Here is a 23,463-nt window from a genome sequence, read left to right on the forward strand (position 1 = left end):
GACCATCCCGCCCATGCTTTTCGCCATCTCCTGCACCGACAAGCCGGCCTCGCTCGCGCTGCGGATGGAAACCCGTCCCGCCCATCTGGAATACTTGAAGCAGCACGCCGCCAGCTTCGTGCTGGTGGGGCCCGTGCTGGATCCCGAGGGCAAGCCCTGCGGCAGCCTGCTGGTGGTGGATGTGGCCGACCGCGCGGCGGCGGAAGCCTTCGCCGCCGGCGACCCCTATGCCAAGGCGGGGCTGTTCGAGAGCGTGGTCATCCGCCCCTTCCGCACCGTCTTCAAGGACGGGGTCGCGGCCTGATGAGCGGCCGGTCCCATTGGCTCGTGAAGTCGGAGCCTGACGCCTTCTCCTGGGACCAGCAGGTCGCCAACGGGGTCGAGCCCTGGACCGGCGTGCGCAACCACATGGCCAAGGCGAATCTCAAGGCCATGAAGAAGGGCGACCGGGCCTTCTTCTACCATTCCAACATCGGGAAGGAGATCGTGGGCGTGGTGGAGGTGGTGCGGGAGGCCTATCCCGACCCGACCGTCGCCCCCGACGACCCGAAGGGCGAATGGGTCTGCGTGGACATGAAGGCGCTGATGCCGCTCAAGACGCCCGTGACGCTGGCGGCGATCAAGGCGGAGCCGGCGCTGGCCGAGATCGCGCTGATCCGCATGTCCCGCCTTTCCGTCATGCCCATCACGCCGGAGCACTGGAAGACGCTGTGCAAGATGGGCGGGATCAAGGCGTGAGCGAGGTTTCGGCGTCCGAACGCGTGCTCTGCCGGGTGGAGGACATCCCGGATGGCGAAAGCCGCGGCTTCGCGCCCGCGCCGGGGGCCTTCACGGGTCTCTTCGCGATCCGGCGGGGCGCCGCGGTGCTGGTCTATGTGAATTCCTGCCCGCATGTCGGCCTGCCGCTGGACCCCGCGCCGCACCGCTTCCTGGACGCGAAGCGGGCCCACATCGTCTGCTCCGCCCATGGCGCGCGCTTCCGGATCGAGGATGGCGAATGCTTCTCCGGCCCCTGCTACGGGGAGAGCCTGGAGGCCGTGCCGGTGCGGATCGACGGGGAAGGCCGGGTGATCGTGCCGGCGGAGGCGGGGCTGTAGCGTTCGGCTCGCCTGATCCCATATGATGGGCTCGGCTGATCCCGGAGCCCCGCCCGCCATGTATCCCGTCGAGGTCGCCAAGGTCGCCGCCGCGCTGGGCGGCAGCCGCACGCTGCGCACCGAGGTGCGGTCACTCGGGGAACTGACGGAGGCGGTGGAGCAGGGATTCCCGCGCGGCGTGGTGCGTGCGCTGGCCAGCGCCGTGGTGCCGGGCGGGGACAGGGGCTCCACGTTGCGGCGCCAGGTGGAGGCGCTTGTCGCCTCCCCCGCCACGCTCAAGCGCAGCCCCCGGCTTTCCGCCGCGGCCAGCGAGCGGGCCGAGCGCCTCGCCCGCGTCGCCGCGCTGGCCACCCAGGCGCTGGGGGAGGCGGCGGAGGCCAAGGCCTGGCTGACGGAGCCCCACCCCCTGCTCGGCAACCGCCCGCCGATCGAGGTCGCGGCGACGGATCTCGGCGCGCGGCAGGTGGAGCGCATGCTGGTCAACATCGAATACGGGCTGCCGGCGTAGCACCCGCGTGAAGGTCTATCGCCTCGGCACCGCGCAGCACCCTGTCTGGGATGGGCTGGGCGCCGCGCTGCATGGCGGCCGCTGGAACCCGCCGGGCCGGCCGGTGATCTATGCCGCCGCGACGCTGTCGCTCGCCATGCTGGAACGGCTCGCGCAGCGCCGGAACCTCGGCGGCACGCTGCTGGTGGAAGCGGAGGTGCCGGACGACCTGGCGATGGAGGATCTCTGCGCCGCGCCGCCGACCGGCTGGCGCAGCCCCGGCAGCCCGGAGGCCGTGGCCGCCGGCGCCGCCTGGCTGGCGCGGGCGCGCACAGCGCTGCTGCGCGTGCCCTCCGCCCTGGTACCGCGGGAGGCCAACATCGTCATCAACCCCGCCCATCCCGATGCCGCGCGGATCGTCCCCGGCCCGGTGGGACCGCTGGACTGGGACCCGCGCCTGTTCGGGATTCCCGCCCCCGCCACCGTTCCGCCGCCATCGCCACGCGGCCGCCGCGCCTGACCTGAAAACACCTTGGGCGCGCCCAAGGGCCGACACGGGGCATGCCCATCCTCCGTCCTGCGCCAGACATCACGGCGCAACCTGAAGGATGGATCCGATGCGTTCCCTCTCCCGCCTGCCCCTCGCCGCCACGCTGATCCTGATCGGCGCGGTCCCCGCCTTCGCCCAAGGCACGAGCGGCAGCGTCACCTCCACCGCCCCCGTGACCTCCACCCGCCCCGCCGCGGTGGCGCCCGCCGCGCCGGCGCAGCGCCCCGCGCAGGCGGCGACGCCGGCGAACCCGGGCGGCAGCGTGCAGGCCACCACCCCCGCGGCGCGCCCCGCCACGCAGGGCCAGCAGGCCCAGCCCGCCCGCCCGGCCACGCCCGCCGCCCCGCAGGCGCCGCGCGCGACGAACTGACAGCCGGATTACCGCTTCCCTCTCTCCCCAACTCGGCCGCCGTCCCCCTCGGGGGCGGCGGTCCTTTCCGTTTTCCGTCCCATTCGTTACCGATTTCCGCTGCACCGCAGCGCCGGTTGACGCATATCAAGGGGCGTGGCCCATTCGGCCGCTAGGAACCCGCCGCAAGGCCGGAACAAGGTTTGGGGACGCCCATGTCTGATGCATTGATCGCCGTGAAGCCCGAGATCGCCGCGCGCGCCCATGTGGACGCGGCCAGGTACAAGGCGATGTACGACGCCGCCTCGGCCGACCCCGACGCCTTCTGGGCCGCGGAATCCAAGCGCGTCGCCTGGATGAAGCCGCCGACGATCATCAAGAACGTCGATTTCGGCGGGACCTCCGGCAAGGTCTCCATCAAGTGGTTCGAGGACGGCGTCCTCAACGTGACGGAATCCTGCCTCGACCGGCACCTGGCCACGCGGGGCGACCAGGTGGCGATCATCTGGGAAGGCGACGACCCCAAGGCCGATGCCAAGGTCACCTACAAGGAGCTGCACGCCCGCGTCTGCCAGCTGGCCAACGCGATGCGCGGCATGGGCGTGAAGAAGGGCGACCGCGTCTGCATCTACCTGCCGATGATCGTGGAGGCCGCGGTCGCCATGCTGGCCTGCGCCCGCATCGGCGCCGTCCACTCCATCGTCTTCGGCGGCTTCTCCCCCGACAGCCTGGCATCCCGCATCCAGGACAGCGAATGCACGGTGCTGCTGACGGCCGATGAGGGCCGGCGCGGCGGCCGCAAGGTGCCGCTGAAGGTGAATGCGGATGAGGCGCTGAAGACCTGCCCCTCCATCCGGCACGTCATCGTCGCCAAGAACACCGGCGGCAACGTCGCCATGCAGGAAGGCCGCGACGTCTGGTGGCACGAGGCCTGCGACAGCCAGCCGACCACCGCGGCGCCGGAGCCGATGGGCGCGGAGGATCCGCTCTTCATCCTCTATACCAGCGGTTCGACGGGCAAGCCGAAGGGCGTGCTGCACACGACGGGCGGCTACCTCGTCTGGGCGTCCTTCACGCACCAGAACGTCTTCGACTACCGCGACGGCGAGATCTACTGGTGCACGGCCGATGTCGGCTGGGTCACGGGCCACACCTACATCGTCTATGGCCCGCTCGCGAATGGCGCGACCACGCTGATGTTCGAGGGCGTGCCCAACTACCCCACTGTCTCCCGCTTCTGGGAGGTGATCGACAAGCACCAGGTCAACATCTTCTACACCGCGCCGACCGCGATCCGCGCCCTGATGCGCGACGGCGAGGCGCCGGTGAAGAAGACCAGCCGCGCATCCCTGCGCATCCTCGGTTCCGTGGGCGAGCCGATCAATCCCGAAGCCTGGCTCTGGTACTATCGCAACGTGGGCGACGAACGCTGCCCGATCGTCGATACCTGGTGGCAGACGGAAACGGGCGGCATCCTGATCTCGCCCCTGCCCGGCGCCGTCGCGCAGAAGCCGGGCTCCGCGACGCTGCCGCTGCCCGGCGTGAAGCCCGCGCTGGTGGACAATGACGGCAACCCGCTGGAAGGCGCGACCGAGGGCAACCTGGTGCTGCTGGATAGCTGGCCCGGCCAGATGCGCACGGTCTATGGCGACCATGAGCGCTTCCAGCAGACCTACTTCTCCACCTTCAAGGGCACCTACTTCACCGGCGACGGCGCGCGGCGCGATGCCGATGGCTACTACTGGATCACGGGACGGGTGGATGACGTCATCAACGTCGCCGGCCACCGCATGGGCACGGCCGAGATCGAGAGCGCGCTGGTCGCCCATCCCAAGGTGGCGGAGGCCGCGGTCGTCGGCATGCCGCATGAGATCAAGGGCCAGGGCATCTACGCCTATGTCACGCTGAAGGCCGGCGAGGAGCCGACCGAGGCGCTGCGGAAGGAACTCGTCGCCTGGGTCCGCAAGGAGATCGGCCCCATCGCCAGCCCCGACGCCATCCAATGGGCGCCAGGCCTGCCCAAGACGCGGTCGGGCAAGATCATGCGCCGCATCCTCCGCAAGATCGCGGCGAATGAGACGGATGCGCTGGGGGATACGTCCACCCTGGCGGACCCGGCGGTGGTGCAGGAACTCGTCGACAACCGGGTTGGGTGATTCCGGGGAAGGCGCTGCCTTCCCCGGACCCCTACCGCCAGGGGCGAGACGCCCCTGGACCGTCGGCAGACGCGGGCGAGGGGGGTAGCGTCCCGCCCCTCGCCATGGATACCTGTGCGCAACACAGGAGCCTCCCCATGGACCAGCAGCCTTCGCCCCTCCCCGCCGATTTCCAGTCCCGCTATGGCGGCGCCGCCCCGGCGGTGGAGCCGCCGGTGAATGCGGTGCTGGAGACGATGCTCGGCCACCGCTCCGTCCGCGCCTATCTGCCCGATGCGCTGGCGCCGGGGGTGCTGGAGACGCTGGTCGCCGCGGCGCAATCGGCGCCGACTTCCTCGAATCTCCAGGCTTGGTCGGTGGTCGCGGTGCAGGATCCCGATCGGAAGGGGCGGCTCGCGGACCTATCCAACAGCCAGCGCTTCATCCGCCAGGCGCCGCTGTTCCTGTGCTGGGTCGCGGACCTCTCGCGCCTGACGCGGCTGGGGGAGGCGCATCAGCGCAGGCTGGAGGGTCTCGACTACCTCGAGAGCTTCATGGTGGCGCTGGTCGATGCCGCGCTGGCCGCGCAGAACTGCGTGGTGGCGGCGGAGAGCCTCGGGCTTGGCACCGTCTATGTCGGCGCGCTGCGGCATCATCCGGAGAAGGTAGCGGCGGAGCTGGCCCTGCCGCCGAATGCCTTCGCCGCCTTCGGACTCGCGGTCGGCCATCCGGACCCCGCCGTGCCGGGCGCCGTCAAGCCGCGCCTGCCGCAATCCCTGGTGCTGCATCGGGAGCAGTATGGGATTGCGGATGAGAGCGCGGCGATCGCGGGCTATGACAAGGCGCTCGGCGATTTCTCGCAGGCGGTCGGCATGGGCAAGCAGGACTGGACGCAGCGCATGATAAGCCGCGTCGGCACCGCCGCCGCCCTGTCCGGCCGCGACCGCATGCGCGAGGCGCTCACGGCGTTGGGTTTTGGATTGAAGTAACCGCGGTCCAGGGTCCCGCTGGACCCTGGCGGGGGTGCAGGGGGCAGAGCCCCCTGCGTTCACAGTGTCGCCCTTCCCGCGATCTCGAACCGGTTCGCCGGCTGCACCAGCCGCGAAAACGTCATCGCCTGTCCTTCCGTGAAGGTCGTGCGCTGGATCACCAGGCAAGGCTGGTCCCGTTTCACCGCCAGCAGCTTCGCGAGCCCCGGGTCGGGCAGGATGGCCGTGATGGATTGCTCCATGGCCGTCGCGTTCCCCGCACGGATCAGGTGGGCGAAGGTCGTTTCCGTCGTGTAGTCGCGATCGAGGTAGCCGGGCGCGTAGCCCGGGCGGAGCCAGCGTTCCTCCTGCTGGATCGGCGCCCCGTCGCCGAGGTGGAGGATGGCGCTGTGCGGCATGGGCGCGCCTGGCGGCAGCAGCAGCGCCGCGGCCGCTTCCGGCGGCGCGGGCGAGATGCCGAGGCGCAGCACGCGGCAGGTCCAGGCCATGCCGCGGGCGGCGATCTCGTCGGCGATGTCGTGGATGGTCATCAGCCCGAAGCGCGGCCGGGCGCGGGCGACGAAGGTGCCTACCCCCTGCACCTTCCGCAGCAGCCCTTCCTGGGCGAGTTCCGCGAAGGCGCGGTTCACCGTGATGCGGCTGACGCCGAGTTCCGGCCCCAGCGCGTTCTCCGACGGGATCTTCGTGTCCGGCGGCCATTCCCCGTTGAGGATGCGTCGCCGGACGTAGTCCTTCACCGCCGCGTATCGTGGCTGCGGCTCCGCCGCATGGCGCGGCTGCGGCTCCGCCGCATGGCGCGGCTGCGGCTCCGCCGCGTGGCGCGGCTGCGCATCATTCATGCCTGCTTGCGGTAGGCGAAGGCCTGGGCGAAGCGGCCGAGGATGTGTTCCCCGCAGGTCGTCGGCGGATAGTGCGGGTCGGTCGCGCCCAATGCGCGCGGATCGACGGGCGCCGAGAAATCGGGGTCGTAGAAGGTGGCGATGGACATGCGTTCGTGGCCGCTGCGGTTCACCACGCGGTGCGGCGTGCTGGCGAAGCGGTCATTGCTCCAGCGGCCGAGCAGGTCGCCGACATTCACCACCAGCGTGCCCGGCAGGGGCGGGGCGGGAATCCAGGCGCCGGTCTGGCGTTCCCGCACCTCGAGGCCCCCGCTGTCATCCTGCCAGAGCAGGGTGATGCAGCCGAAATCGGTGTGGGGCGCGACGCCGAAGCCATCCGTGTCGTCCGGTGCCTGCGGCGGGTAGAAGATCGCCTGGGTCCGCTGCAGCGGGGTCTTGTAGTGCGGCGCGAAGAAGTCGCGGTCGAGCCCGAGGCTCAAGGCGACGGCGCGCAGCAGCTTCGCCCCGCAGGCGCCGATGGCGTCGAAATAGGCTTCCATGGCCGGGGCCAGTTCAGGCACCTCGGCCGGCCAGTTGTTGGGGCCGCGCAGCTTCTCCCCGGCCAGGACGGTCGGGTGGTCGGCCGGCAGGTCGAGCCCGATGGAGAAGAACTCCTTCAGGTCGGGCTTCTTCGCGCCTTCCATGACGGCGCCGCCGGCGGCGTGCCAGCCGCGATGGATCAGGTTCGCCTTGGTGCGCATCTTCACCTCCTGCGGCAGCAGGAAGAAGCGGCGCGCGGCGGCCATGGCGGCGGCGATCGTTGCCTCCGGCACGCCGTGGTTGCGCACGTAGAAGAAGCCCGGGCCCGTGCAGGCGGCGTTGATGGCGGCGGCCACCGCCGCCTCCCCGCCCGCGCTGTCGAGCGGCGTCAGGTCGATGACCGGAAGGCTGCTGTTTCCAAGCTGGTGCGTCATGGTGCAAGCTCCCGCCAAGGTTGGGCTTGATACGCAGGGAAGGCGACCCTACGGTCATGACCTGTCATGTCAAGCAGCCCCGTGCAGACGGGGCTGCAACCAGCCCCGCGCAGACGGGGCGTGACGCAGACGAACGGGGAAGACGCCGGCACGGCCCGGACGGTATTCACAGGCGGCCGAATGGCCCAGGAGACGATGATGACTGCCTTCACCCTGACCCGCCGCCAGGCGGGCATCAGCGCGGCTGCCGCGCTGTTCGCCCCCATGCTCGCGCCCCGCTTCGCCCACGCGAACAACCTGGAGAAGGCGCGCCGGGCGGGTGAACTGACGATCGCCACCGAGCTGCACTTCGCCCCCTTCGACTTCACCGAGGGCGGCCGCCAGGTCGGCATGAACAGCGAGCTGTTTGCCGAGGTCGGCCGCGCGCTGAACCTGCGCATCCGCTTCCAGGACCTGCCCTGGCCGGGCGTGCTGCCGGGCCTCGAAGCCGGGCGCTTCGACCTGGTCGCGGGCCCCGCCACCATCACCCGCGCGCGGATGGAGCGCTACCGCTTCACCGCCCCCATCGCCGATGCCACCGTGGCCCTGCTGAAGCGGGCGAACGATGCCAGCATCCAGAAGCCGGAGGACATCAACGGCAAGATCGTCGGCTCCGCGCAGGCGACGGCGCAGCTGACGCAGCTGCAGAACTTCATCGCGGCCAACAACCTCAACGTCCAGATCCGCGAATACCAGTCCTTCAGCGAGACCTATGCGGACCTCGCCGCGGGCCGCATCGTGGCGGTGGCCAATTCGCTGCCCAACATCGCCTATGTCGCGCAGCAGCGCCGCGGCGTCTTCGCCGTGGTGAACCCGCCCTTCGGCGCCAAGGTCTATTTCGGCTATCTTGGCCGGAAGGATGCCGACACGGCGCCGCTGCTGGATGCCGTGGATGGCGTGATCGACGCGATGCGCACCGATGGCCGCCTGGCCGCGCTGCAGACCAAGTGGTTCGGGCAATCCTTCGAGGTGCCGGCCCGCGTCGTCGAAGCCAACGCGTAAAGTTGGACTTCATCGCCGAAGCCCTGCCGCCCATGCTCTGGGCGGCGGGCAATACCGTCTGGATCTCGGCCGTGGGCATCGCCCTCGGCCTGGTCCTTGGCGTGCCCATCGCGGTGGGGTGCGAGGCGCGGCGCGCCTGGGCGCTCACCTATGTCAGCTTCTTCCGCGGCGTGCCGCTGCTGATCCAGCTGATGCTGGCCTATTACGCGCTGCCCTTCCTCGGCATCGACCTGCCCGCCTGGTTCGCCGCGACGGCGACGCTCGGCCTCTGCTGCGCGGCCTATATGGCGGAGATCATCCGCGGCGGCTTCGCGCTGGTGCCGAAGGGGGGGCTGGAGGCCGCGCGGCTGCTCGGCCTCACGCCGCGGCAGATCCTGCTCCGCATCCGCCTGCCCATCGCCATCCAGGCCATGCGCCCGGCCGTGATCAATGAGGCGATCCTGATCGTGAAGGCCTCGTCGCTGGTCTCCGTCGTCGGCATCCTGGAGTTGACGCGAAGCGCGCAGGCCATCGCCTCCTCCACCTTCGAGCCCTTGCCGGCCTATGCGCTGTGCGGCGCGATCTACCTGGTGATGAACCTGCTGCTGACGCTGCTCGCGCGCGGGAAGCCCGCATGATCCAGGCGCTTATCGACAGTCTCGCCGCCGCCGCGCTCGGCCTGCCGATGACACTGGCGCTGTGGCTCGGCGGCGTCGCCATCGGCATCGTGGCGGGCTTCCTGATCGGCGCGCTGCGCTTCTTCGCGCCCGTGGCCCTCACCTGGCCGCTGGCCGCGGTGGTGGAGGCGGTGCGCGGCACGCCCTTCCTCGTCCAGTGCTTCCTCCTGTATTTCGGCGGGCCCTTCATCGGCATCGACCTCTCGCCCGTCGTGGCGGGGCTGGTCGCGCTGTCGGCCTATGGCGCCGCCTATTTCTCGGAAGTCTTCCGCGCCGGCTTCATGGCGGTGCCGAAGGGCCAGCTGGAAGCGGCACGGATGCTTGGCCTGTCCCGCCCGCAGACGGTGCTGCGCATCATGCTGCCGGTGATGGCGCTGGCCGTGCTGCCCTCCCTCGTCAACCTCGCCGTCATCCTCATCAAGGAAACCGCCGTGCTGTCCATCATCACGGTGCCGGAGCTGACCTTCCGCGTGCAGGGCGTCGGCTCCGCCACCTTCGCCTTCGCCGAGACGACGCTGGTTTTGGCGCTGGTCTACTGGGCGCTGACCGAGGCGACCTCCTGGGCCGCGCGCGGCCTTGAACGCCGCATCGAACGCCGGATGGCCGCATGAATCCCGTCCTGCAGGTCCGCGCGCTGGAGCGCCGCGTGGGCGATGTGGAAATCCTGCGCCGCATCAGCCTCGACGTCATGCCCGGGGAGGCGATCGGCGTCATCGGGCCGAGCGGTTCCGGCAAATCCTCCCTGCTCCGCTGCATCGCGGGCCTCGACCCGATCTCGGGCGGCGAGGTGCTGGTGGAGGGCAAGAGCGCCAGGCCCGGCGACGGCGCCATCGGCATGGTGTTCCAGCAGTTCAACCTCTGGCCGCACCTGACGGCGCGGGACAATGTCGCCCTCGCCCTCAAGCTCGTCCGCGGCATGCCCGCCCGCGACGCGGACGCCAAGGCGGAGGCGGCACTGACGAAGGTCGGGCTCGGCGCACTCGGCGGCCGCAAGCCCGCGGCCCTCTCGGGCGGGCAGCAGCAGCGCGTCGCCATCGCGCGGACGCTCGCCATGGAACCGCGCGTGCTGCTCTTCGACGAACCGACCGCGGCACTCGACCCGGAACTGACGACGGAAGTGCTGGACGTGATCCGGGCGCTGGCGGCGTCGGGCGTCACCATGCTGGTGGTCAGCCACGAGATGGGCTTCGTCGCCAGCCTCTCCACCCGCGTCGTATTTCTCGACCACGGCGTGGTGGTGCAGGCGGCACCGCCGGCGGAGGTCTTCGGCGGCGGGGGGGAGCCGCGGGTGAAGACGTTCCTGAAGACCTACCTCGATCGGGTGGCCTGGACGAAGGACGCGTGAGCCGGGGAAGGCGCTGCCTTCCCCGGACCCCATCCGCCAGGCCCGAGACGGGCCTGGACCGTCGTCAGTTCGCCGATGCGCGCTGCGTGCCGAGATACTCGCGCACCGTCTCCCACGCCACGCGCTGCAGATGCGCCGCCGTGTCGGCATCAAGCCCGGCCGTGTAGCGGTTGCCCTCGGGATTGCGGCCGAACACCGCGGCATAGGTCGTGGCAGCGGCCAGGTAGGTGCCGGCCAGGGACGGATGCCGCAGGTCCGACACATAAAGGTCGAGCGCCGGGCGCTGCGCGATCGAACGCTCGAAGGCCAGGCCCGCGGGAATGACCAGCGCGTTGTTGGCATTGCCCACCGCCGTATAGGCGGCGGCCAGCCCCGCCATCATCTCCGGCTTGTCCTTGTAGGCCCAGGACATGAAGAAGACCGGCTCCGCCCCATGGCTGCGCACCGTCGCGCTGTGGCGCCGCGCATAATCCTCGAACACCGGCGCCAGCTGCGGATGCACGGGGCAGAGGCTGCAATCCATCATGATCGCCAGGTCGAACAGCTTGCCCGGCGCGCGGAAGACGATGTTGTTGCGGGCATCGAAGCCATAGCTCGCTACCGCATCGGGGCGGAAATAGCTGGCCACGTCATGCCACTGCATGTTGGACCCGCCGATGCCCACCAGCGTGGAGCGGAACGGCCCCACCGGCTCGCCCCCCCGCAGGAAGCCCGTCAGGTGATTGGTGATGCCGTTGTTGTAGTAGAAGAAGCTGTTGCCGATGAAGATGGCGGAAGCCGGCGCCTCCACCCGCGTCACCGCCGGGCGCGGCGCCTGCTGCGCCAGGGCGGGGAACGCCAGCAGCGCACCCAGCATCAGGCCGCCCAAGGCCCGTCCGAAACCGATCATGGCATGTCCCTCCCCAGGGTATGGCGGCCCTGCCGGCCTGCCTGGCGGGAAGGATAGGCCCGCCCCGGCCCGGCCGTCACGCCCGCCGAACGGTGGCCCGGCCAGGGCAACCCCGCATAGGGCAACCCCGCATAAAGATATCCTTATGGGTAATGGGTCCATCTGGCCTTTCCGGCCGCCCCATGCTACCGGGCCGCCCACAACCCGCGTCGCGAGAAGAGAAGCCCATGCCCGAAGCCACCGACTACGTCATCAAGGACATCTCCCTCGCCGGCTGGGGCCGGAAGGAAATCTCCATGGCCGAGGACGAGATGCCCGGCCTGATGGCGACGCGCGCGGAATACGGGCCGAAGAAGGTGCTGAAGGGCGCCCGCATCGCCGGCTGCCTGCACATGACCATCCAGACCGCCGTGCTGATCGAGACGCTGAAGGAACTCGGCGCCGATGTCCGCTGGTCCTCCTGCAACATCTTCTCGACGCAGGACCACGCCGCCGCCGCCATCGCCGCCACCGGCACGCCGGTCTTCGCCGTGAAGGGTGAGACGCTGCCGGAATACTGGCAGTACGTGAAGCGCACCCTGGAATGGGCCGATGGCGGCACGCCGAACGTCCTGCTGGACGATGGCGGCGACATGACGCTGCTGGTCCATTACGGCCTGCGCGCCGAGCAGGGCGACGTCGCCTTCCTCGACAAGGCCACGAACGAGGAAGAGGAAGTCTTCTTCGCCCTCATCAAGGACTGCCTGAAGACCAAGCCGGGCTGGTTCGCGGAGCTGGCGAAGAACATCGTCGGCGTGTCGGAGGAGACGACGACGGGCGTCCACCGCCTCTACAACATGGCCAAGGAAGGCAAGCTGCTCTTCCCCGCCATCAACGTGAACGACAGCGTCACCAAGTCGAAGTTCGACAACCTCTATGGCTGCCGTGAATCGCTGGTGGACGCCATCCGCCGCGGCACGGACGTGATGATGGCCGGCAAGGTCGCGATGGTCTGCGGCTTCGGCGACGTGGGCAAGGGCTCCGCCGCCTCGCTGCGCAACGCCGGCTGCCGCGTCATGGTCTCCGAGGTCGATCCGATCTGCGCGCTGCAGGCGGCGATGGAGGGCTATGAGGTCGTGACGATGGAGCAGGCCGCCCCGCAGGCCGACATCTTCGTCACCGCCACGGGCAATGTGGACGTCATCACCGCCGACCACATGCGCGCCATGAAGCACCGCGCCATCGTCTGCAACATCGGCCACTTCGACAGCGAGATCCAGGTCGCGGCGCTGCGCAACTACAAGTGGGACAACGTGAAGCCCCAGGTGGACGAGATCGAGTTCCCCACGGGCAAGCGCATCATCCTGCTGTCCGAAGGCCGCCTGGTGAACCTCGGCAACGCCACGGGCCACCCCTCCTTCGTCATGTCCGCGTCCTTCACCAACCAGACGCTGGCGCAGATCGAGCTGTGGACCAACCCCGGCAAGTACGAGAAGAAGGTCTATGTGCTGCCGAAGCACCTGGACGAGAAGGTCGCCTCCCTGCACCTCGCCAAGGTCGGCGCGACGCTGACCAAGATGACGGCGCAGCAGGCCGCCTATATCGGCGTGGCCGAGAGCGGCCCCTTCAAGGCCGACCAGTACCGCTACTGAGTGCCCAAGGGCCCGTCCCCGCCAGGGGACGGGCCTTGCCCATGCCGGAATGCTGGCGGGCCTTGCCCGCGGGGCCCCGCCACCGCATGATCCGCGCCTTCCTGGGATACCGCCCCGCATGTGGATCTGGCTCGTCATCGCGGCCGTCTTCCTGTTCCTGCTCGGCCGCCAGGCGCAGGAGAACAGCCTCACCACCCGTTCCCGCGCCGCAGCGCTCCTCGCCACCCTCGCGCATGGGCTGGCGCTCGCCTCGCTTGGCTGCGGCACCTTCGGGATGCTGATGGCGATCTTCCTCGGCCTCATCCCCCCCGCCGGCCCGCACCTCACCGGCACCAGCCTGCGCGACGTCCTGCTCTGGAGCACGGGCTTCCTCGCGCTCGGCGCCGCGCTGCTGTTCGGCGGCGGCGGCATCCGGCGCCTGGGCGGCCGCGGCGCGCCGGCGGCCAGGGTCTCCCGCGGCCACTGAAGGCGGCGCCTTGCGCCGTGGCGGCGCGGGGCGACATGGGGGGCGACCGATCCGGAGCCCCGCGTGTCCATCCTCGCCACCCTCGCCCTCTTCGCCACCGCGCTTCTCTTCGGCGGCATGGCCTTCTTCGCCGCCCTCATCGCGCCGATGATCTTCAAGGCGCTGCCCGCCGAGATGGCGTCCCGCTTCGTCCGCGCGGTCTTCCCGCCCTACTACCTCTGGGTGCTCGCCACCTCGGCGGCCGCCTGCGTGGCGCTGTTCCCGCTCTCCAAGCCCGATGCCGGCATGATGGCGGCGATCGCGGGCCTCGCCTTCTGGCTGCGCCAGGTGCTGATGCCGCGGATCAACCTGCTCTCCGATGCCGCCAAGGCCGGCGATGCGGAGGCCGGGCGCGCCTTCGACCGGGCGCACAAGCTCTCCGTCGCCGCCAACCTGCTCCAGATGATCGTCGCGGGGGTGGTCCTGGCTGGATTCGTCCTGTGAACGATCGGGCGCGAAAGGCGCCTATTTCCGCCGGGCCGGGGATGCATTAAGCGTGCGCCCCAGTTGCGGATGGCCGCCATCCGCGTCCTGCCCGAGGGAGGAGAAATCACGATGAACCGCCGTTCCATGGTGGGCGCCGCCGCCGCCGCCATCCCCGCCGCCGCGATCGCCACCCCCGCCGTCGCCCAGGCCCTGCCGGAAGTCCGCTGGCGGGCCGCCTCCTCCTTCCCCCGCGTCTTCGACGTGCTCTACGGCACCTTCGACCGCATCTGCGCCCGCGTCGCGCAGCTGACGGAAGGCAGGTTCCGCATCCAGCCCTTCCCGGCCGGTGAGATCGTGGGCGGCCTGCAGGTGCTGGACGCCGTCCAGGCCGGCACGATCGAGGCCGGCCACACCGCCGCCTACTACTACCTCGGCAAGGAACCCGGCTTCGCGCCCTTCACCGCCATGTGCTTCGGCCTGAACACCCGGCAGATGACCGCCTGGTTCCGCTATGGCGGCGGCAACGAGCTGGCGGCGGAGCTGTTCCGCGAATACAACATCCACGGCATCACGGCAGGCGACACCGGCGCGCAGATGGGCGGCTGGTTCCGGAACGAGATCACCTCGGTCGACCAGCTCCGCGGCCTGAAGTTCCGCATCACGGGCCTGGCCGGCCAGCTCTTCACCCGCCTCGGCGCCGCGCCGACGCTGATCGCGCCCGCCGACATCTACCCCTCGCTGGAGCGCGGCGTGATCGATGCCGCCGAATTCGTCGGCCCGCATGACGACGAGCGCGCCAACTACGTGCGCGTGGCGCGCTTCTACTACGCGCCCGGCTTCTGGGAGCCGGGTGCCAGGCTGCACTTCATCTCCAACCAGCGCGCCTATGCGGCGCTGCCGGACCTCTACAAGCACGCGCTCGACGTCGCCTGCGCCGAGGCCGACAGCGACATGGTGGCGCGCTACGACCACCTGAACCCGCAGGCGCTGCGCCGCCTGGTCGCCGCCGGCGCCCAGCTGCGCTTCTGGCCGCGCCCGATCCTGGAAGCCGCCTGGCGCGCGAATGAGGAGATGGTGGCCGATATCGGCCGCCAGAACGCCCGCTTCGCCCGCATCATGGAAAGCTACAATCGCTTCCGGACCGAACAGTTCCAGTGGTTCCGGATCGCGGAGAACAGCTACGATAACTTCGCCTTCAGCGCCGCCCAGACGGTGCGCTGAGGCGCCACCACGCCCAGGCCAAGGGGGGATCCCGGCCCGGATCCCCCCGGACTACCCCCGAACCGCCCCCCCGGGCCGAACCGCCTTGATGGGGATGCCCCATGCGGATCATCGGTCTTCTGCTGCTGCTGCTGCTGGCCCTGGTCGGCGTGCCGCCTGCGCGGGCGGATCATGAACTCTCCCTGCTGCGCGAAAGGGGCCTGGCGCTGATGCGCCATGGCGGGGCCATCCCCGCCCCGCCCGGCGCCACGCCCCCCGTCCCCGGCTGCGATCCCGGCGCGGTGCTGACCGAGATGGGGCGGGAGGAGATGCGCCGCTGGGGCGCCGCGCTGCGCAGCGCGGGGCTGCCGCCCGTCACGCTGCTGACCTCCCACCAATGCTCGGCCTGGGAGACGGCGGTGCTGCTCGACCTCGGCCCCGTCGTCACCGATCCGGCGCTGGACCCCTGGGACCGGGCGGAGGGCGCCACCCGCGGCGAACAGCTGCGCCAGCATGTCGTCGCCCTGGAAGGCGCGCGCCGGCAGGGCGCGGGGCCCGTGATCATGATCACGCACCGCGCCAATATCCTGGCGGTGACGGGGATCGAGGCATCGCACGGCGAATTGCTGCTGCTGCGCGCGGATCGCGGCAGCCTCGGCCTGCTGGGCCGGCTGCAGATGGAATAGCCAGCGGCCGCCCGGGCCTGTATTGCACCGCCCGCCCTGCCCGGAGTGTCCCGCGCCCATGGATGCCGCCACCCTGTTCTCCGCCCTGCTGATGGGCATCGTGGAGGGCCTGACCGAATTCCTGCCGATCTCCTCCACCGGCCATCTGATCCTGCTGGGGGAGCTGCTGGGCTTCCAGGGCCCGCCGGGCAAGACCTTCGAGATCGTCATCCAGCTCGGCGCCATCCTGGCCGTGGTGGTGGTGTTCTGGCCCACGCTGATGTCGCTGGTCACCAAGGCCTGGCGCCCGGGGCCGGAGCGCTTCTACGCCATCAACCTGCTGCTGGCCTTCCTGCCGGCCGCCGCCATCGGCGCGACCCTGCACGGCACCATCACGCGGCTGCTGTTCAGCCCCTGGGTCGTCTGCTTCGCGCTGATCGTCGGCGGCATCGCCATCATCGCGATCGAGCGGCTGCGCCACACGCCCACCATCCATTCCGTGCCGCAGATCGGCCCGCTGGCGGCGCTGATCATCGGCTTCGGCCAGGCCCTGGCGATGATCCCGGGCACCTCGCGCTCCGGCGCCACCATCATCACCGCGCTGCTGATCGGGGTGGACCGCAAGGTGGCGGCGGAATTCTCCTTCGTCCTCGCCATCCCGACCATGGTCGCCGCCACCGCCTACAGCCTGTTCAAGGCGCGGGCGGAGCTCGACTTCTCCGGCCTCGCGCAGATCGGCGTCGGCTTCGTCACCGCCTTCGTCGTGGCGCTGGTGGTGGTGCGCTGGGTGATGGGCGTGATCGGCCGCATCGGCTTCACCCCCTTCGGCTGGTACCGCATCGCGCTGGGCAGCGTCATGCTGGCGTTTCTTCTGTTGCGCTGACGCTAAGCGATTGTTCCGGCGCAAGCGGATGCTTGTGCCGCGTGGCGCGCGCGTTCATCTTCCGGTGATCCCACCGTCCGATCCGGAATTCTGGTCAATGCGCCTCCGCACCCTTCTCGCCCTGCCGGTCGGCCTGCTGATGGCCGGCCCCGCCGCGGCCCAGCATTGGAACGACAGCGGCCCGGGGCGGGACCTGATGAGCTCGACCGCGCAGGAATTCGACAGCTTCCGCCAGCGCATGCCGGCCCAGCCCCGCTTCACGCCCACCACGCCGGGCGTGCCCGCCACCGCGGCCGCGCCGCGCGGCCCGATCCCGATCCTGGACTGGGTGCCGCCGCCCCCCGTGCCGGCCGCCGGCACCGCGCCCCGCCGCACCGGCACCAGCACCGTCCGCCGCACCCGCGCGCCCGCCCCCCCCGCGGCGCAGGAGCCGGTGTTCCGCGACCCCGCGCCCCAGCCCGCCGCCGTGCCGGCCAGCGCCACCAGCGATGCGGAGCGTTCGCTGGCGGAGCGAGAGCGGGAGCTCGACCGCCTGCGCCGGATCCTCGAGGAGGATCGCCTGCGCTACCAGCGCCGCCAGCAGCCACAGCTGCAGTAGAAATCAGCCGCAGCTGCAGTAAGGGGGGCGGGCCGAAGCCCGCCCCGGCCGGCGTTCAGGCCGTGACGTAGTCGGCCTCGGTCTTCGCGCGGATCTCCTCCGCGCTGACGCCCGGCGCCGTCTCCAGCAGCCGCATGGCGCCATCGCCCTTCTTGTCGATGGCGAAGACGCCGAGATCGGTCACCACCAGATCCACCACGCGGCGGCCGGTCAGCGGCAGGTTGCAGGCCTTCAGCAGCTTGGCGCTGTTCCCCGCCGTGTGCTCCATCAGCACGATCACCTTCTTGACGCCCGCGACCAGGTCCATCGCGCCGCCCATCCCCTTCACCATCTTGCCGGGGATCATCCAGTTCGCGAGGTCGCCATTCTGCGCCACCTGCAGCGCGCCCAGGATGGACAGGTCGATATGCCCGCCGCGGATCATCCCGAAGCTCTGCGCGCTGTCGAAGTAGCTGCTGGTCGGCAGCGCGGTGATGGTCTGCTTGCCGGCATTGATGAGGTCCGGATCCTCCTCCCCCTCATAGGGGAAGGGGCCGAGGCCCAGCATGCCGTTCTCCGACTGCAGCTGCACCGTCATGCCCGCGGGCACGTGGTTCGCCACCAGCGTCGGGATGCCGATGCCGAGGTTGACGTAGAAGCCGTCCTGCAGCTCGCGCGCGGCGCGCGCGGCCATCTGGTCGCGGGTCCAGGGCATGTCGTGGTGCTCCTCAGGCCTGGGATTCTACGCCGGCGGCAGCGGCGGCTTCGCGCTTGCGGACGGTGCGCTGCTCGATGCGCTTCTGGAAATCGGGCGGGCAGAGCACCAGGCGCTTCACGAAGATGCCCGGCGTATGGATGTGGTCCGGGTCGATCTCCCCGGGCTTCACCAGGTGTTCCACCTGCGCGACCGTCACGCGGGCCGCCGTCGCCATGATCGGGTTGAAGTTCCGCGCCGTCTTCCGATAGACGAGGTTGCCTTCATGGTCGCCCTTGTAGGCGTGCACGATGGCGAGGTCGGCGAAGAGCCCGCGCTCCATCACATAGTGCTCGCCGTCGAATTCCCGCGTCTCCTTCCCCTCCGCCACCGCCGTGCCGTAGCCGGTCTTGGTGAAGAAGGCGGGGATGCCGGCGCCGCCGGCGCGGATGCGCTCCGCCAGCGTGCCCTGCGGGTTGAACTCGATCTCCAGCTCGCCGGCCAGGTACTGCTTCGCGAAGGTCGCGTTCTCGCCCACATAGCTGCTGATCATCTTGCGGATCTGCCGCGTGTGCAGCAGCAGGCCGAGCCCGGCATCGTCGATCCCCGCATTGTTGGAGACGACGGTCAGGCCCTTCACCCCGCTCTCGCGGATCGCCTCGATGAGGAGGGAGGGGATGCCCGAGATTCCGAAGCCGCCCGACATGATGGTCATGTCGTCCCTGAGCAGGCCGGCCAGCGCCGCCTTCGCATCCGGATGGATCTTTCGCATCACGCTCTCCCGCCCGCGGCCGGCGTGAAGGCCGGCCGGTGATGGGGCGAAACTATGCGGCGCGAGGGCCGAGCGAAAGGGGGTTGGGGGAGGCTTGCGCACCCCTCGCGCCGCCGCTATACGGCCGGCCTCGCAAGACTGCGGGGCCATAGCTCAGTTGGTAGAGCGCTTGAATGGCATTCAAGAGGTCAGGGGTTCGACTCCCCTTGGCTCCACCAGTTCGAAAGGGCGTCCGCCGGCCAGGCGGGCGCCCTTTTCACTTGGGGGGTATCTCCCCTTGGGGGAGGCGGGTCGCTACCCGATCCCCACCACCCGCCACGCCGCTTCCGCCCCGCCGGGCTCGCGGATCGTCAGCACCTCGCCGGGCCGCGGCATGCCGAGGTGGAGGATGCGGTGCATCGGCGCGTCCGGCGCGGCGGTGGCTTCGGCGAAGAAGCGCAGCGACCAGCCATCCTCGTCATGCGTCACATCGCCGCCCATCGGCGGCCTGCCGGGCGGCTCGTGGCGCGCGGGCCAGGGGGCCGGGTCGGCCAGCCAGGCACCCGCGTCGGGCTGGCCCTGCCCGTCCAGCGCGATGGAGAAGACGATGCGCGCGGGCGCGTCCCCCGGCGCCAAGTCCGGGCTCCAGGCTTTCACCAGCGTGACCTCAACCAGCCTGGCGGCGCTCACCCTCGATCCCCTCCTGGACGATCCCGAGGCGACGCGAACGCGCGCCCCGGCCCGCGGTTCGACGCCGCGCCCTCAGATCGCGACGCGGACGCCGAGTTCCACCACCCGGTCCGACGGGATGCGGAAGAATTCCGTGGCCGGCACCGCATTCCGGCTGAGCAGCGTGAAGATCCATTGCCGCCAGCGTGGCATCTTCGGCACCGCCGCCGCCACCACCGTCTCCCGCCCCAGGAAATAGCTGGCCTGCATCGGCTCGAAGGCGATGCCGATGTCGCGCAGCGCCTCCAGCTCCCGCGGGATGTGGGGGCTTTCCTGGAAGCCGTAGCGCAGGATCACGCGGTGGATGTCGGGCGCCAGCTCCGTCACCTCCCGCCGCTGCTCCACGCGGGGAATGTCCTCGTTGATCACGGTCACGAACAGCACGCGCTCGTGCAGCACCTTGTTGTGCTTGAGGTTGTGCAGCAGCGCGCCGGGGACGAGGTCCGCCTGCCCGGTCATGAACACCGCGATCCCCGGCACGCGAATGGTGCGGGATTGCGGCAGGCGGGCGATGAAGGATTTCAGCGGCAGGCTGTCCTGGCGGAAGCGGGCAAACAGCAGGTCCCGACCCTGCCGCCAGGTCAGCATCAGCGTGAAGGTGGCGATGCCGAGCAGCAGCGGCACATAGCCGCCCTCGGGGATCTTCAGCGCGGTGGAGATGAAGTAGGCGAGGTCGAGCAGCAGCAGCGGCCCGAACACCGCCACCACCAGCACCAGCGGCCAGCCATAGGCGCGGCGGAACACCAGCATCGCGAGGCAGGAGGTGGCCAGGAAGGTGCCCGTGACCGCCAGGCCATAGGCGGCGGCCAGGCTGTCGCTGTTCTTGAATTCCAGCACCAGGATGATGACGCCGATCAGCAGCATCATGTTGACCTGGGGCATGTAGATCTGGCCCTGCTCGGTCTCGCTGGTGTGGCGCACCTCCAGCCGCGGCACGAAGCCCAGCTGGACGCATTGCCGCGCGATGGAGAAGGCGCCGGAGATCATCGCCTGGCTGGCGATGATGGTGGCGGCCGTCGCCAGGATCACCAGAGGCAGGCGAAGCCAGTCCGGCGCCAGCAGGAAGAAGGGGTTCTCGATCGCCTCGGGGTCGGACAGCAGCAGGGCGCCCTGGCCGAAATAGTTGAGCGCTAGCGCCGGCAGCACGAAGGCCACCCAGGCCAGCTGGATCGGCTTGCGGCCGAAATGGCCCATATCGGCGTAGAGCGCCTCCGCCCCCGTCACCGCCAGCACGACGGAGCCGAAGGCGATGAAGGCCGCCAGCTTGTAGTGCAGGCAGAAGGTGATGGCGTGGTGCGGCGACAGCGCCACCAGCACCTCCGGCTCCCGCACCACCTCGATCAGGCCGAGCAGGCCGAGCACGCCGAACCACAGCGCGCAGACGGGCCCGAAGATCTTGCCCATGCTGGCGGTGCCCCGCCACTGCACCAGGAAGAGCGCGACGAGGATGCCGAGCGCGATCGGCACCACCGCCTCCTCAAAGGCGGGCGAGATGATCTTCAGCCCCTCCACCGCCGAGAGGACGGAGATGGCGGGCGTGATGATGCCATCCCCGAAGAAGAGGCTGGCGCCGGTGATGCCGAGGATGGCGACGAAGGATCGCCCACGCGGCGTGCGGGCATGGCGCTGGGCCAGCGCCATCAGCGCCAGGATCCCGCCCTCTCCCCGGTTGTCGGCCCGCAAGACGAAGACGACGTATTTCACCGTCACCGTCAGGACGAGCGACCAGAAGATCAGGCTCAGGATGCCCAGGATCTCCCACCGCTCGATCCCGTCGGCGGAGAAATGCAGCAGGGCGGCGCGAAGCGCGTAAAGCGGGCTGGTGCCGATGTCGCCATAGACGACGCCGAGGACACCGATCAGGGCGGCCAGCGTCATCGGACGGTCGGCCGCGGGGGAATGGCTCAAGGATGCGCTCCGAAGGCGGAACGCGGCAAGGCATAGGCCCGGCGGGTGGGGGCACGCAAGCGCGCCGCCGCCCGCCGGGGCCGGGCCATCAGCGGCCGCCCCGCCTCAATGCCCGCGGAGGATCTGGCTGAGGAACAGCTTGAGGCGATCCGTCTTGGGGTCGTTGAACAGGGATTCCGGCTCCCCGCTCTCCACGATCTCGCCGCGGTCCATGAATACCACGCGGTCGGCCACCTGCCGGGCGAAGCCCATCTCATGCGTCACGCAGATCATGGTCATGCCGGTCGCGGCCAGCATCACCATGGTGTCCAGCACTTCCTTGATCATCTCGGGGTCGAGCGCCGAGGTCGGCTCGTCGAACAGCATGATCTTGGGCTTCATGCAGAGCGCGCGGGCGATGGCGACGCGCTGCTGCTGGCCGCCGGAAAGCTGGCCCGGATACTTCTTCGCCTGCTCCGGGATGCGCACCCGGGTCAGGTATTCCATCGCCAGCTCCTCGGCCTCCTTCTTCGGCATCCGGCGCACCCAGATCGGCGCCAGGGTGCAGTTCTCGAGGATCGTCAGGTGCGGGAAGAGGTTGAAGGACTGGAACACCATGCCGACCTCGCGCCGGATCGCGTCCAGCGAGCGGAGGTCGTCCGACAGCTCGATCCCATCGACGATGATCTTGCCTTCCTGGTGCGTCTCCAGCCGGTTGATGCAGCGGATCAGGGTGGACTTGCCGGAGCCCGACGGCCCGCAGACCACGACGCGTTCGCCCGCGGCGACGGAGAGGTTGACGTCCCGCAGCACGTGCAGCGCGCCGAACCACTTGTTGACGCCTTCCAGCACGATCGCCGGCGGGGCGTCCGTGCGCATGGCGGAGGCGATCTGGGCCTCGGTCTCGATGGTCTCGCTCATTGTGTCTTTCCCTGTCTTCCGGCTTCCGGCTTGGTCGGCATGGTGGCGCGGGCGATGCCTGCTACCGCCGCCGGTGCCGGTTGAGTTCGCGTTCCAGATCCTGGCTGTACTTCGACATGGCGAAGCAGAAGACCAGGTAGATGAGGCCGATGGTGACATAGACCTCGATCCCGAAGCCCTGCCAGGCGGGCTCGACGATGGAGGTCTTGCCCGCCGTCAGCAGGTCGAAGATGCCGATGATCAGCACCAGCGAGGTGTCCTTGAAGAAGCCGATGAAGGTGTTCACCAGCGGCGGGATCACCAGCCGCAGCGCCTGCGGCAGGATGATGAAGCCCGTCTTCTGCCAGTAGGAGAGGCCGAGCGCATCCGCCGCCTCGTACTGCCCGCGCGGCAGCGTCTGCAGGCCCGCGCGCACGACTTCCGCCAGATAGGCGCCCGCGAAGAGCGTGATGGCGACCTGCGCGCGCAGGAGCTTATCGATGTTCATGCCTTCCGGCAGGAACAGGGGGAACATCACGCTCGCCATGAAGAGCAGGCTGATCAGCGGCACGCCGCGGATAAGCTCGACATAGAGCACGCAGAGCGTCTTGATCGCCGGCAGCTTCGACCGCCGGCCGAGCGCCACCAGCACCGCCAGCGGGAAGGCGAAGGCGAGGCCGAAGGTGGACAGGATCAGCGTGATGGGCAGCCCGCCCCAGCGTTCCTGCGGCACATAGGTCAGGCCGAAGACGCCGCCCCACATGAGGACGCCGATGACCGTCAGCGTCACGATCCAGATCGGGATCAGGCGCCAGTTCCAGAAGCGGCGGAGGGCGGAGACGATGTAGAGGCCCACGAACAGCACGCAGACCAGGAGCGGCCGCCAGTGCTGTTCATAGGGGTAGGTGCCGAACAGGATGAAGCGGTGCTTTTCCGTCACCACGGCCCAGCAGGCGCCCACCCCCTTGATCTCGCGGCAGGCCTGGGTCTGCGCCTGGCCGTTCACCACGGGCACGGACCAGATGGCGTTGAGGAAGGCCCAGTCGATGAAGCCGATCGTCCAGCGCACTACCAGATAGGCCAGCGCCAGGGTGATGGCGGTGTTGATCCAGGAGGAGAAGAGGTTCATCCGCGCCCAGGCGACGATGCCCGTGGTGGCGACGGGGGGCTGGCGGCGTTCGCTGCCGGCGGCGGCCGGCACGGCGTTGGCGGTGATGTCGCTCATGGCTCAGCGCTCCACCAAGGCAATGCTGGCGTTGCGCCGCAAGGCGCACGGGGAAACGTA

The 23,463-nt window shown here is 69.9% G+C and carries 28 protein-coding genes and 1 tRNA gene; 20 read left to right on the forward strand and 9 right to left on the reverse strand.

The annotated features are described in order from the left end of the window. Nucleotides 1-13 precede the first annotated feature (13 nt). From JJI54_RS02895 to JJI54_RS02930, 8 genes are all read left to right on the forward strand, one after another. Nucleotides 14-304 (forward strand): YciI family protein, encoded by a 291-nt coding sequence (locus tag JJI54_RS02895; protein WP_203070734.1) that lies wholly within the window; start codon nt 14-16, stop codon nt 302-304. Continuing rightward, nucleotides 304-738 (forward strand): EVE domain-containing protein, encoded by a 435-nt coding sequence (locus tag JJI54_RS02900; protein ID WP_203070736.1) that lies wholly within the window; start codon nt 304-306, stop codon nt 736-738. The genes JJI54_RS02895 and JJI54_RS02900 overlap by 1 nt, the downstream gene beginning before the upstream one ends. Further along, the gene (locus JJI54_RS02905; RefSeq protein WP_203070738.1) at nt 735-1,097 is read left to right on the forward strand and encodes a Rieske (2Fe-2S) protein; all 363 of its coding nucleotides are present in this window, start codon (nt 735-737) and stop codon (nt 1,095-1,097) included. The genes JJI54_RS02900 and JJI54_RS02905 overlap by 4 nt, the downstream gene beginning before the upstream one ends. Nucleotides 1,098-1,155: 58 nt before the next feature. Further along, entirely contained in the window at nt 1,156-1,605 is a 450-nt protein-coding gene (locus tag JJI54_RS02910) for an antitoxin Xre/MbcA/ParS toxin-binding domain-containing protein (protein WP_203070740.1), read from the forward strand. A 7-nt stretch (nt 1,606-1,612) separates the two neighbouring features. After that, a complete protein-coding gene (locus tag JJI54_RS02915; RefSeq protein ID WP_203070742.1) occupies nt 1,613-2,104 on the forward strand; it encodes an RES family NAD+ phosphorylase in 492 nt (163 codons plus the stop codon). 97 nt (nt 2,105-2,201) lie between these two features. Continuing rightward, nucleotides 2,202-2,504 (forward strand): hypothetical protein, encoded by a 303-nt coding sequence (locus JJI54_RS02920; protein ID WP_203070744.1) that lies wholly within the window; start codon nt 2,202-2,204, stop codon nt 2,502-2,504. Between the two features lie 194 nt (nt 2,505-2,698). Continuing rightward, nucleotides 2,699-4,639, forward strand: coding sequence for an acetate--CoA ligase (gene acs, locus JJI54_RS02925; RefSeq protein WP_203070746.1), 1,941 nt, complete (start codon nt 2,699-2,701; stop codon nt 4,637-4,639). Nucleotides 4,640-4,776: 137 nt separating this feature from the next. Next, nucleotides 4,777-5,607 carry an NADPH-dependent oxidoreductase gene (locus tag JJI54_RS02930; protein ID WP_203070748.1) on the forward strand — a complete coding sequence of 277 codons (831 nt, stop codon included), beginning with the start codon at nt 4,777-4,779 and terminating at the stop codon, nt 5,605-5,607. A 59-nt stretch (nt 5,608-5,666) separates the two neighbouring features. Here JJI54_RS02930 and JJI54_RS02935 read toward each other — a convergent pair whose 3' ends face one another. Both JJI54_RS02935 and JJI54_RS02940 read right to left on the reverse strand, forming a co-directional pair. Next, nucleotides 5,667-6,446, reverse strand: a complete 780-nt coding sequence (locus JJI54_RS02935; protein ID WP_203070750.1) for a UTRA domain-containing protein — start codon at nt 6,444-6,446, stop codon at nt 5,667-5,669. Then, complete coding sequence (locus JJI54_RS02940) at nt 6,443-7,399, reverse strand: isopenicillin N synthase family dioxygenase (RefSeq protein WP_203070752.1); 957 nt, start codon at nt 7,397-7,399, stop codon at nt 6,443-6,445. The genes JJI54_RS02935 and JJI54_RS02940 overlap by 4 nt, the downstream gene beginning before the upstream one ends. A gap of 198 nt (nt 7,400-7,597) precedes the next feature. On the opposite strand from JJI54_RS02940, the gene JJI54_RS02945 reads away from it, so the two are divergent. The 4 genes from JJI54_RS02945 to JJI54_RS02960 are packed head-to-tail and all read left to right on the forward strand — an operon-like array spanning nt 7,598 to nt 10,441. After that, complete coding sequence (locus JJI54_RS02945) at nt 7,598-8,440, forward strand: transporter substrate-binding domain-containing protein (RefSeq protein WP_226381355.1); 843 nt, start codon at nt 7,598-7,600, stop codon at nt 8,438-8,440. Nucleotides 8,441-8,442: 2 nt separating this feature from the next. Next, the gene (locus JJI54_RS02950; protein WP_226381356.1) at nt 8,443-9,057 is read left to right on the forward strand and encodes an amino acid ABC transporter permease; all 615 of its coding nucleotides are present in this window, start codon (nt 8,443-8,445) and stop codon (nt 9,055-9,057) included. After that, entirely contained in the window at nt 9,054-9,707 is a 654-nt protein-coding gene (locus tag JJI54_RS02955; protein WP_203070756.1) for an amino acid ABC transporter permease, read from the forward strand. The genes JJI54_RS02950 and JJI54_RS02955 overlap by 4 nt, the downstream gene beginning before the upstream one ends. Continuing rightward, nucleotides 9,704-10,441: an amino acid ABC transporter ATP-binding protein gene (locus JJI54_RS02960; protein ID WP_203070759.1), complete on the forward strand. Its 738-nt coding sequence runs from the start codon at nt 9,704-9,706 to the stop codon at nt 10,439-10,441. The genes JJI54_RS02955 and JJI54_RS02960 overlap by 4 nt, the downstream gene beginning before the upstream one ends. A gap of 64 nt (nt 10,442-10,505) precedes the next feature. Here the strand turns inward: JJI54_RS02960 and JJI54_RS02965 are convergent, their stop codons facing one another. Further along, a complete protein-coding gene (locus JJI54_RS02965) occupies nt 10,506-11,330 on the reverse strand; it encodes a hypothetical protein (protein ID WP_203070761.1) in 825 nt (274 codons plus the stop codon). Between the two features lie 227 nt (nt 11,331-11,557). On the opposite strand from JJI54_RS02965, the gene ahcY reads away from it, so the two are divergent. The 7 genes from ahcY to JJI54_RS03000 all read left to right on the forward strand — a co-directional run bounded on the left by ahcY (nt 11,558) and on the right by JJI54_RS03000 (nt 17,238). Beyond that, on the forward strand, nt 11,558-12,961 hold the full coding sequence (ahcY, locus tag JJI54_RS02970) for an adenosylhomocysteinase (RefSeq protein ID WP_203070763.1): 1,404 nt from the start codon (nt 11,558-11,560) through the stop codon (nt 12,959-12,961). Between the two features lie 118 nt (nt 12,962-13,079). Then, nucleotides 13,080-13,427 carry a hypothetical protein gene (locus JJI54_RS02975; RefSeq protein ID WP_203070765.1) on the forward strand — a complete coding sequence of 116 codons (348 nt, stop codon included), beginning with the start codon at nt 13,080-13,082 and terminating at the stop codon, nt 13,425-13,427. A 63-nt stretch (nt 13,428-13,490) separates the two neighbouring features. Then, nucleotides 13,491-13,910 carry a DUF4149 domain-containing protein gene (locus JJI54_RS02980; RefSeq protein ID WP_203070767.1) on the forward strand — a complete coding sequence of 140 codons (420 nt, stop codon included), beginning with the start codon at nt 13,491-13,493 and terminating at the stop codon, nt 13,908-13,910. A gap of 111 nt (nt 13,911-14,021) precedes the next feature. Continuing rightward, nucleotides 14,022-15,113: a TRAP transporter substrate-binding protein gene (locus JJI54_RS02985; protein WP_203070769.1), complete on the forward strand. Its 1,092-nt coding sequence runs from the start codon at nt 14,022-14,024 to the stop codon at nt 15,111-15,113. A gap of 101 nt (nt 15,114-15,214) precedes the next feature. Next, nucleotides 15,215-15,778 carry a histidine phosphatase family protein gene (locus JJI54_RS02990; RefSeq protein ID WP_203070771.1) on the forward strand — a complete coding sequence of 188 codons (564 nt, stop codon included), beginning with the start codon at nt 15,215-15,217 and terminating at the stop codon, nt 15,776-15,778. A 58-nt stretch (nt 15,779-15,836) separates the two neighbouring features. Next, nucleotides 15,837-16,640, forward strand: coding sequence for an undecaprenyl-diphosphate phosphatase (locus JJI54_RS02995; RefSeq protein ID WP_203070774.1), 804 nt, complete (start codon nt 15,837-15,839; stop codon nt 16,638-16,640). Nucleotides 16,641-16,737: 97 nt separating this feature from the next. After that, nucleotides 16,738-17,238 carry a hypothetical protein gene (locus tag JJI54_RS03000; protein WP_203070776.1) on the forward strand — a complete coding sequence of 167 codons (501 nt, stop codon included), beginning with the start codon at nt 16,738-16,740 and terminating at the stop codon, nt 17,236-17,238. Between the two features lie 55 nt (nt 17,239-17,293). Here the strand turns inward: JJI54_RS03000 and JJI54_RS03005 are convergent, their stop codons facing one another. Next, nucleotides 17,294-17,932, reverse strand: a complete 639-nt coding sequence (locus JJI54_RS03005) for a CoA transferase subunit B (RefSeq protein ID WP_203070778.1) — start codon at nt 17,930-17,932, stop codon at nt 17,294-17,296. Nucleotides 17,933-17,945: 13 nt separating this feature from the next. Further along, nucleotides 17,946-18,683 carry a CoA transferase subunit A gene (locus JJI54_RS03010; RefSeq protein ID WP_203070780.1) on the reverse strand — a complete coding sequence of 246 codons (738 nt, stop codon included), beginning with the start codon at nt 18,681-18,683 and terminating at the stop codon, nt 17,946-17,948. Between the two features lie 142 nt (nt 18,684-18,825). On the opposite strand from JJI54_RS03010, the gene JJI54_RS03015 reads away from it, so the two are divergent. Next, nucleotides 18,826-18,901 (forward strand) — tRNA-Ala (locus JJI54_RS03015). 76 nt (nt 18,902-18,977) lie between these two features. Here JJI54_RS03015 and JJI54_RS03020 read toward each other — a convergent pair. The 4 genes from JJI54_RS03020 to JJI54_RS03035 all read right to left on the reverse strand — a co-directional run bounded on the left by JJI54_RS03020 (nt 18,978) and on the right by JJI54_RS03035 (nt 23,403). Continuing rightward, complete coding sequence (locus JJI54_RS03020) at nt 18,978-19,352, reverse strand: hypothetical protein (RefSeq protein ID WP_203070782.1); 375 nt, start codon at nt 19,350-19,352, stop codon at nt 18,978-18,980. Between the two features lie 72 nt (nt 19,353-19,424). Continuing rightward, nucleotides 19,425-21,269: a potassium transporter Kup gene (locus JJI54_RS03025; RefSeq protein ID WP_203072307.1), complete on the reverse strand. Its 1,845-nt coding sequence runs from the start codon at nt 21,267-21,269 to the stop codon at nt 19,425-19,427. Nucleotides 21,270-21,404: 135 nt separating this feature from the next. Continuing rightward, the gene (locus tag JJI54_RS03030) at nt 21,405-22,199 is read right to left on the reverse strand and encodes an amino acid ABC transporter ATP-binding protein (RefSeq protein WP_456305574.1); all 795 of its coding nucleotides are present in this window, start codon (nt 22,197-22,199) and stop codon (nt 21,405-21,407) included. Nucleotides 22,200-22,260: 61 nt separating this feature from the next. Then, nucleotides 22,261-23,403 (reverse strand): amino acid ABC transporter permease, encoded by a 1,143-nt coding sequence (locus JJI54_RS03035; RefSeq protein WP_203070784.1) that lies wholly within the window; start codon nt 23,401-23,403, stop codon nt 22,261-22,263. Nucleotides 23,404-23,463: the final 60 nt, after the last annotated feature.

The sequence above is a fragment of the Falsiroseomonas ponticola genome (assembly GCF_016805305.1).
Taxonomy (GTDB): Bacteria; Pseudomonadota; Alphaproteobacteria; order Acetobacterales; family Acetobacteraceae; genus Falsiroseomonas; species Falsiroseomonas ponticola.

Excerpts from the sequence above, each read along its gene's own strand:
- JJI54_RS02895 (WP_203070734.1), top strand. The coding sequence starts at position 14 with ATGCTTTTCGCCATCTCCTGCACCGACAAGCCGGCCTCGCTCGCGCTG.
- JJI54_RS02900 (WP_203070736.1), top strand. The coding sequence starts at position 304 with ATGAGCGGCCGGTCCCATTGGCTCGTGAAGTCGGAGCCTGACGCCTTC.
- JJI54_RS02910 (WP_203070740.1), top strand. The coding sequence starts at position 1,156 with ATGTATCCCGTCGAGGTCGCCAAGGTCGCCGCCGCGCTGGGCGGCAGC.
- JJI54_RS02920 (WP_203070744.1), top strand. The coding sequence starts at position 2,202 with ATGCGTTCCCTCTCCCGCCTGCCCCTCGCCGCCACGCTGATCCTGATC.
- acs (WP_203070746.1), top strand. The coding sequence starts at position 2,699 with ATGTCTGATGCATTGATCGCCGTGAAGCCCGAGATCGCCGCGCGCGCC.
- JJI54_RS02930 (WP_203070748.1), top strand. The coding sequence starts at position 4,777 with ATGGACCAGCAGCCTTCGCCCCTCCCCGCCGATTTCCAGTCCCGCTAT.
- JJI54_RS02935 (WP_203070750.1), bottom strand. The coding sequence starts at position 6,446 with ATGAATGATGCGCAGCCGCGCCACGCGGCGGAGCCGCAGCCGCGCCAT.
- JJI54_RS02940 (WP_203070752.1), bottom strand. The coding sequence starts at position 7,399 with ATGACGCACCAGCTTGGAAACAGCAGCCTTCCGGTCATCGACCTGACG.
- JJI54_RS02945 (WP_226381355.1), top strand. The coding sequence starts at position 7,598 with ATGACTGCCTTCACCCTGACCCGCCGCCAGGCGGGCATCAGCGCGGCT.
- JJI54_RS02955 (WP_203070756.1), top strand. The coding sequence starts at position 9,054 with ATGATCCAGGCGCTTATCGACAGTCTCGCCGCCGCCGCGCTCGGCCTG.
- JJI54_RS02960 (WP_203070759.1), top strand. The coding sequence starts at position 9,704 with ATGAATCCCGTCCTGCAGGTCCGCGCGCTGGAGCGCCGCGTGGGCGAT.
- JJI54_RS02965 (WP_203070761.1), bottom strand. The coding sequence starts at position 11,330 with ATGATCGGTTTCGGACGGGCCTTGGGCGGCCTGATGCTGGGTGCGCTG.
- ahcY (WP_203070763.1), top strand. The coding sequence starts at position 11,558 with ATGCCCGAAGCCACCGACTACGTCATCAAGGACATCTCCCTCGCCGGC.
- JJI54_RS02975 (WP_203070765.1), top strand. The coding sequence starts at position 13,080 with ATGTGGATCTGGCTCGTCATCGCGGCCGTCTTCCTGTTCCTGCTCGGC.
- JJI54_RS02985 (WP_203070769.1), top strand. The coding sequence starts at position 14,022 with ATGAACCGCCGTTCCATGGTGGGCGCCGCCGCCGCCGCCATCCCCGCC.
- JJI54_RS02990 (WP_203070771.1), top strand. The coding sequence starts at position 15,215 with ATGCGGATCATCGGTCTTCTGCTGCTGCTGCTGCTGGCCCTGGTCGGC.
- JJI54_RS02995 (WP_203070774.1), top strand. The coding sequence starts at position 15,837 with ATGGATGCCGCCACCCTGTTCTCCGCCCTGCTGATGGGCATCGTGGAG.
- JJI54_RS03000 (WP_203070776.1), top strand. The coding sequence starts at position 16,738 with ATGCGCCTCCGCACCCTTCTCGCCCTGCCGGTCGGCCTGCTGATGGCC.
- JJI54_RS03005 (WP_203070778.1), bottom strand. The coding sequence starts at position 17,932 with ATGCCCTGGACCCGCGACCAGATGGCCGCGCGCGCCGCGCGCGAGCTG.
- JJI54_RS03010 (WP_203070780.1), bottom strand. The coding sequence starts at position 18,683 with ATGCGAAAGATCCATCCGGATGCGAAGGCGGCGCTGGCCGGCCTGCTC.
- JJI54_RS03025 (WP_203072307.1), bottom strand. The coding sequence starts at position 21,269 with ATGACGCTGGCCGCCCTGATCGGTGTCCTCGGCGTCGTCTATGGCGAC.
- JJI54_RS03030 (WP_456305574.1), bottom strand. The coding sequence starts at position 22,199 with ATGAGCGAGACCATCGAGACCGAGGCCCAGATCGCCTCCGCCATGCGC.
- JJI54_RS03035 (WP_203070784.1), bottom strand. The coding sequence starts at position 23,403 with ATGAGCGACATCACCGCCAACGCCGTGCCGGCCGCCGCCGGCAGCGAA.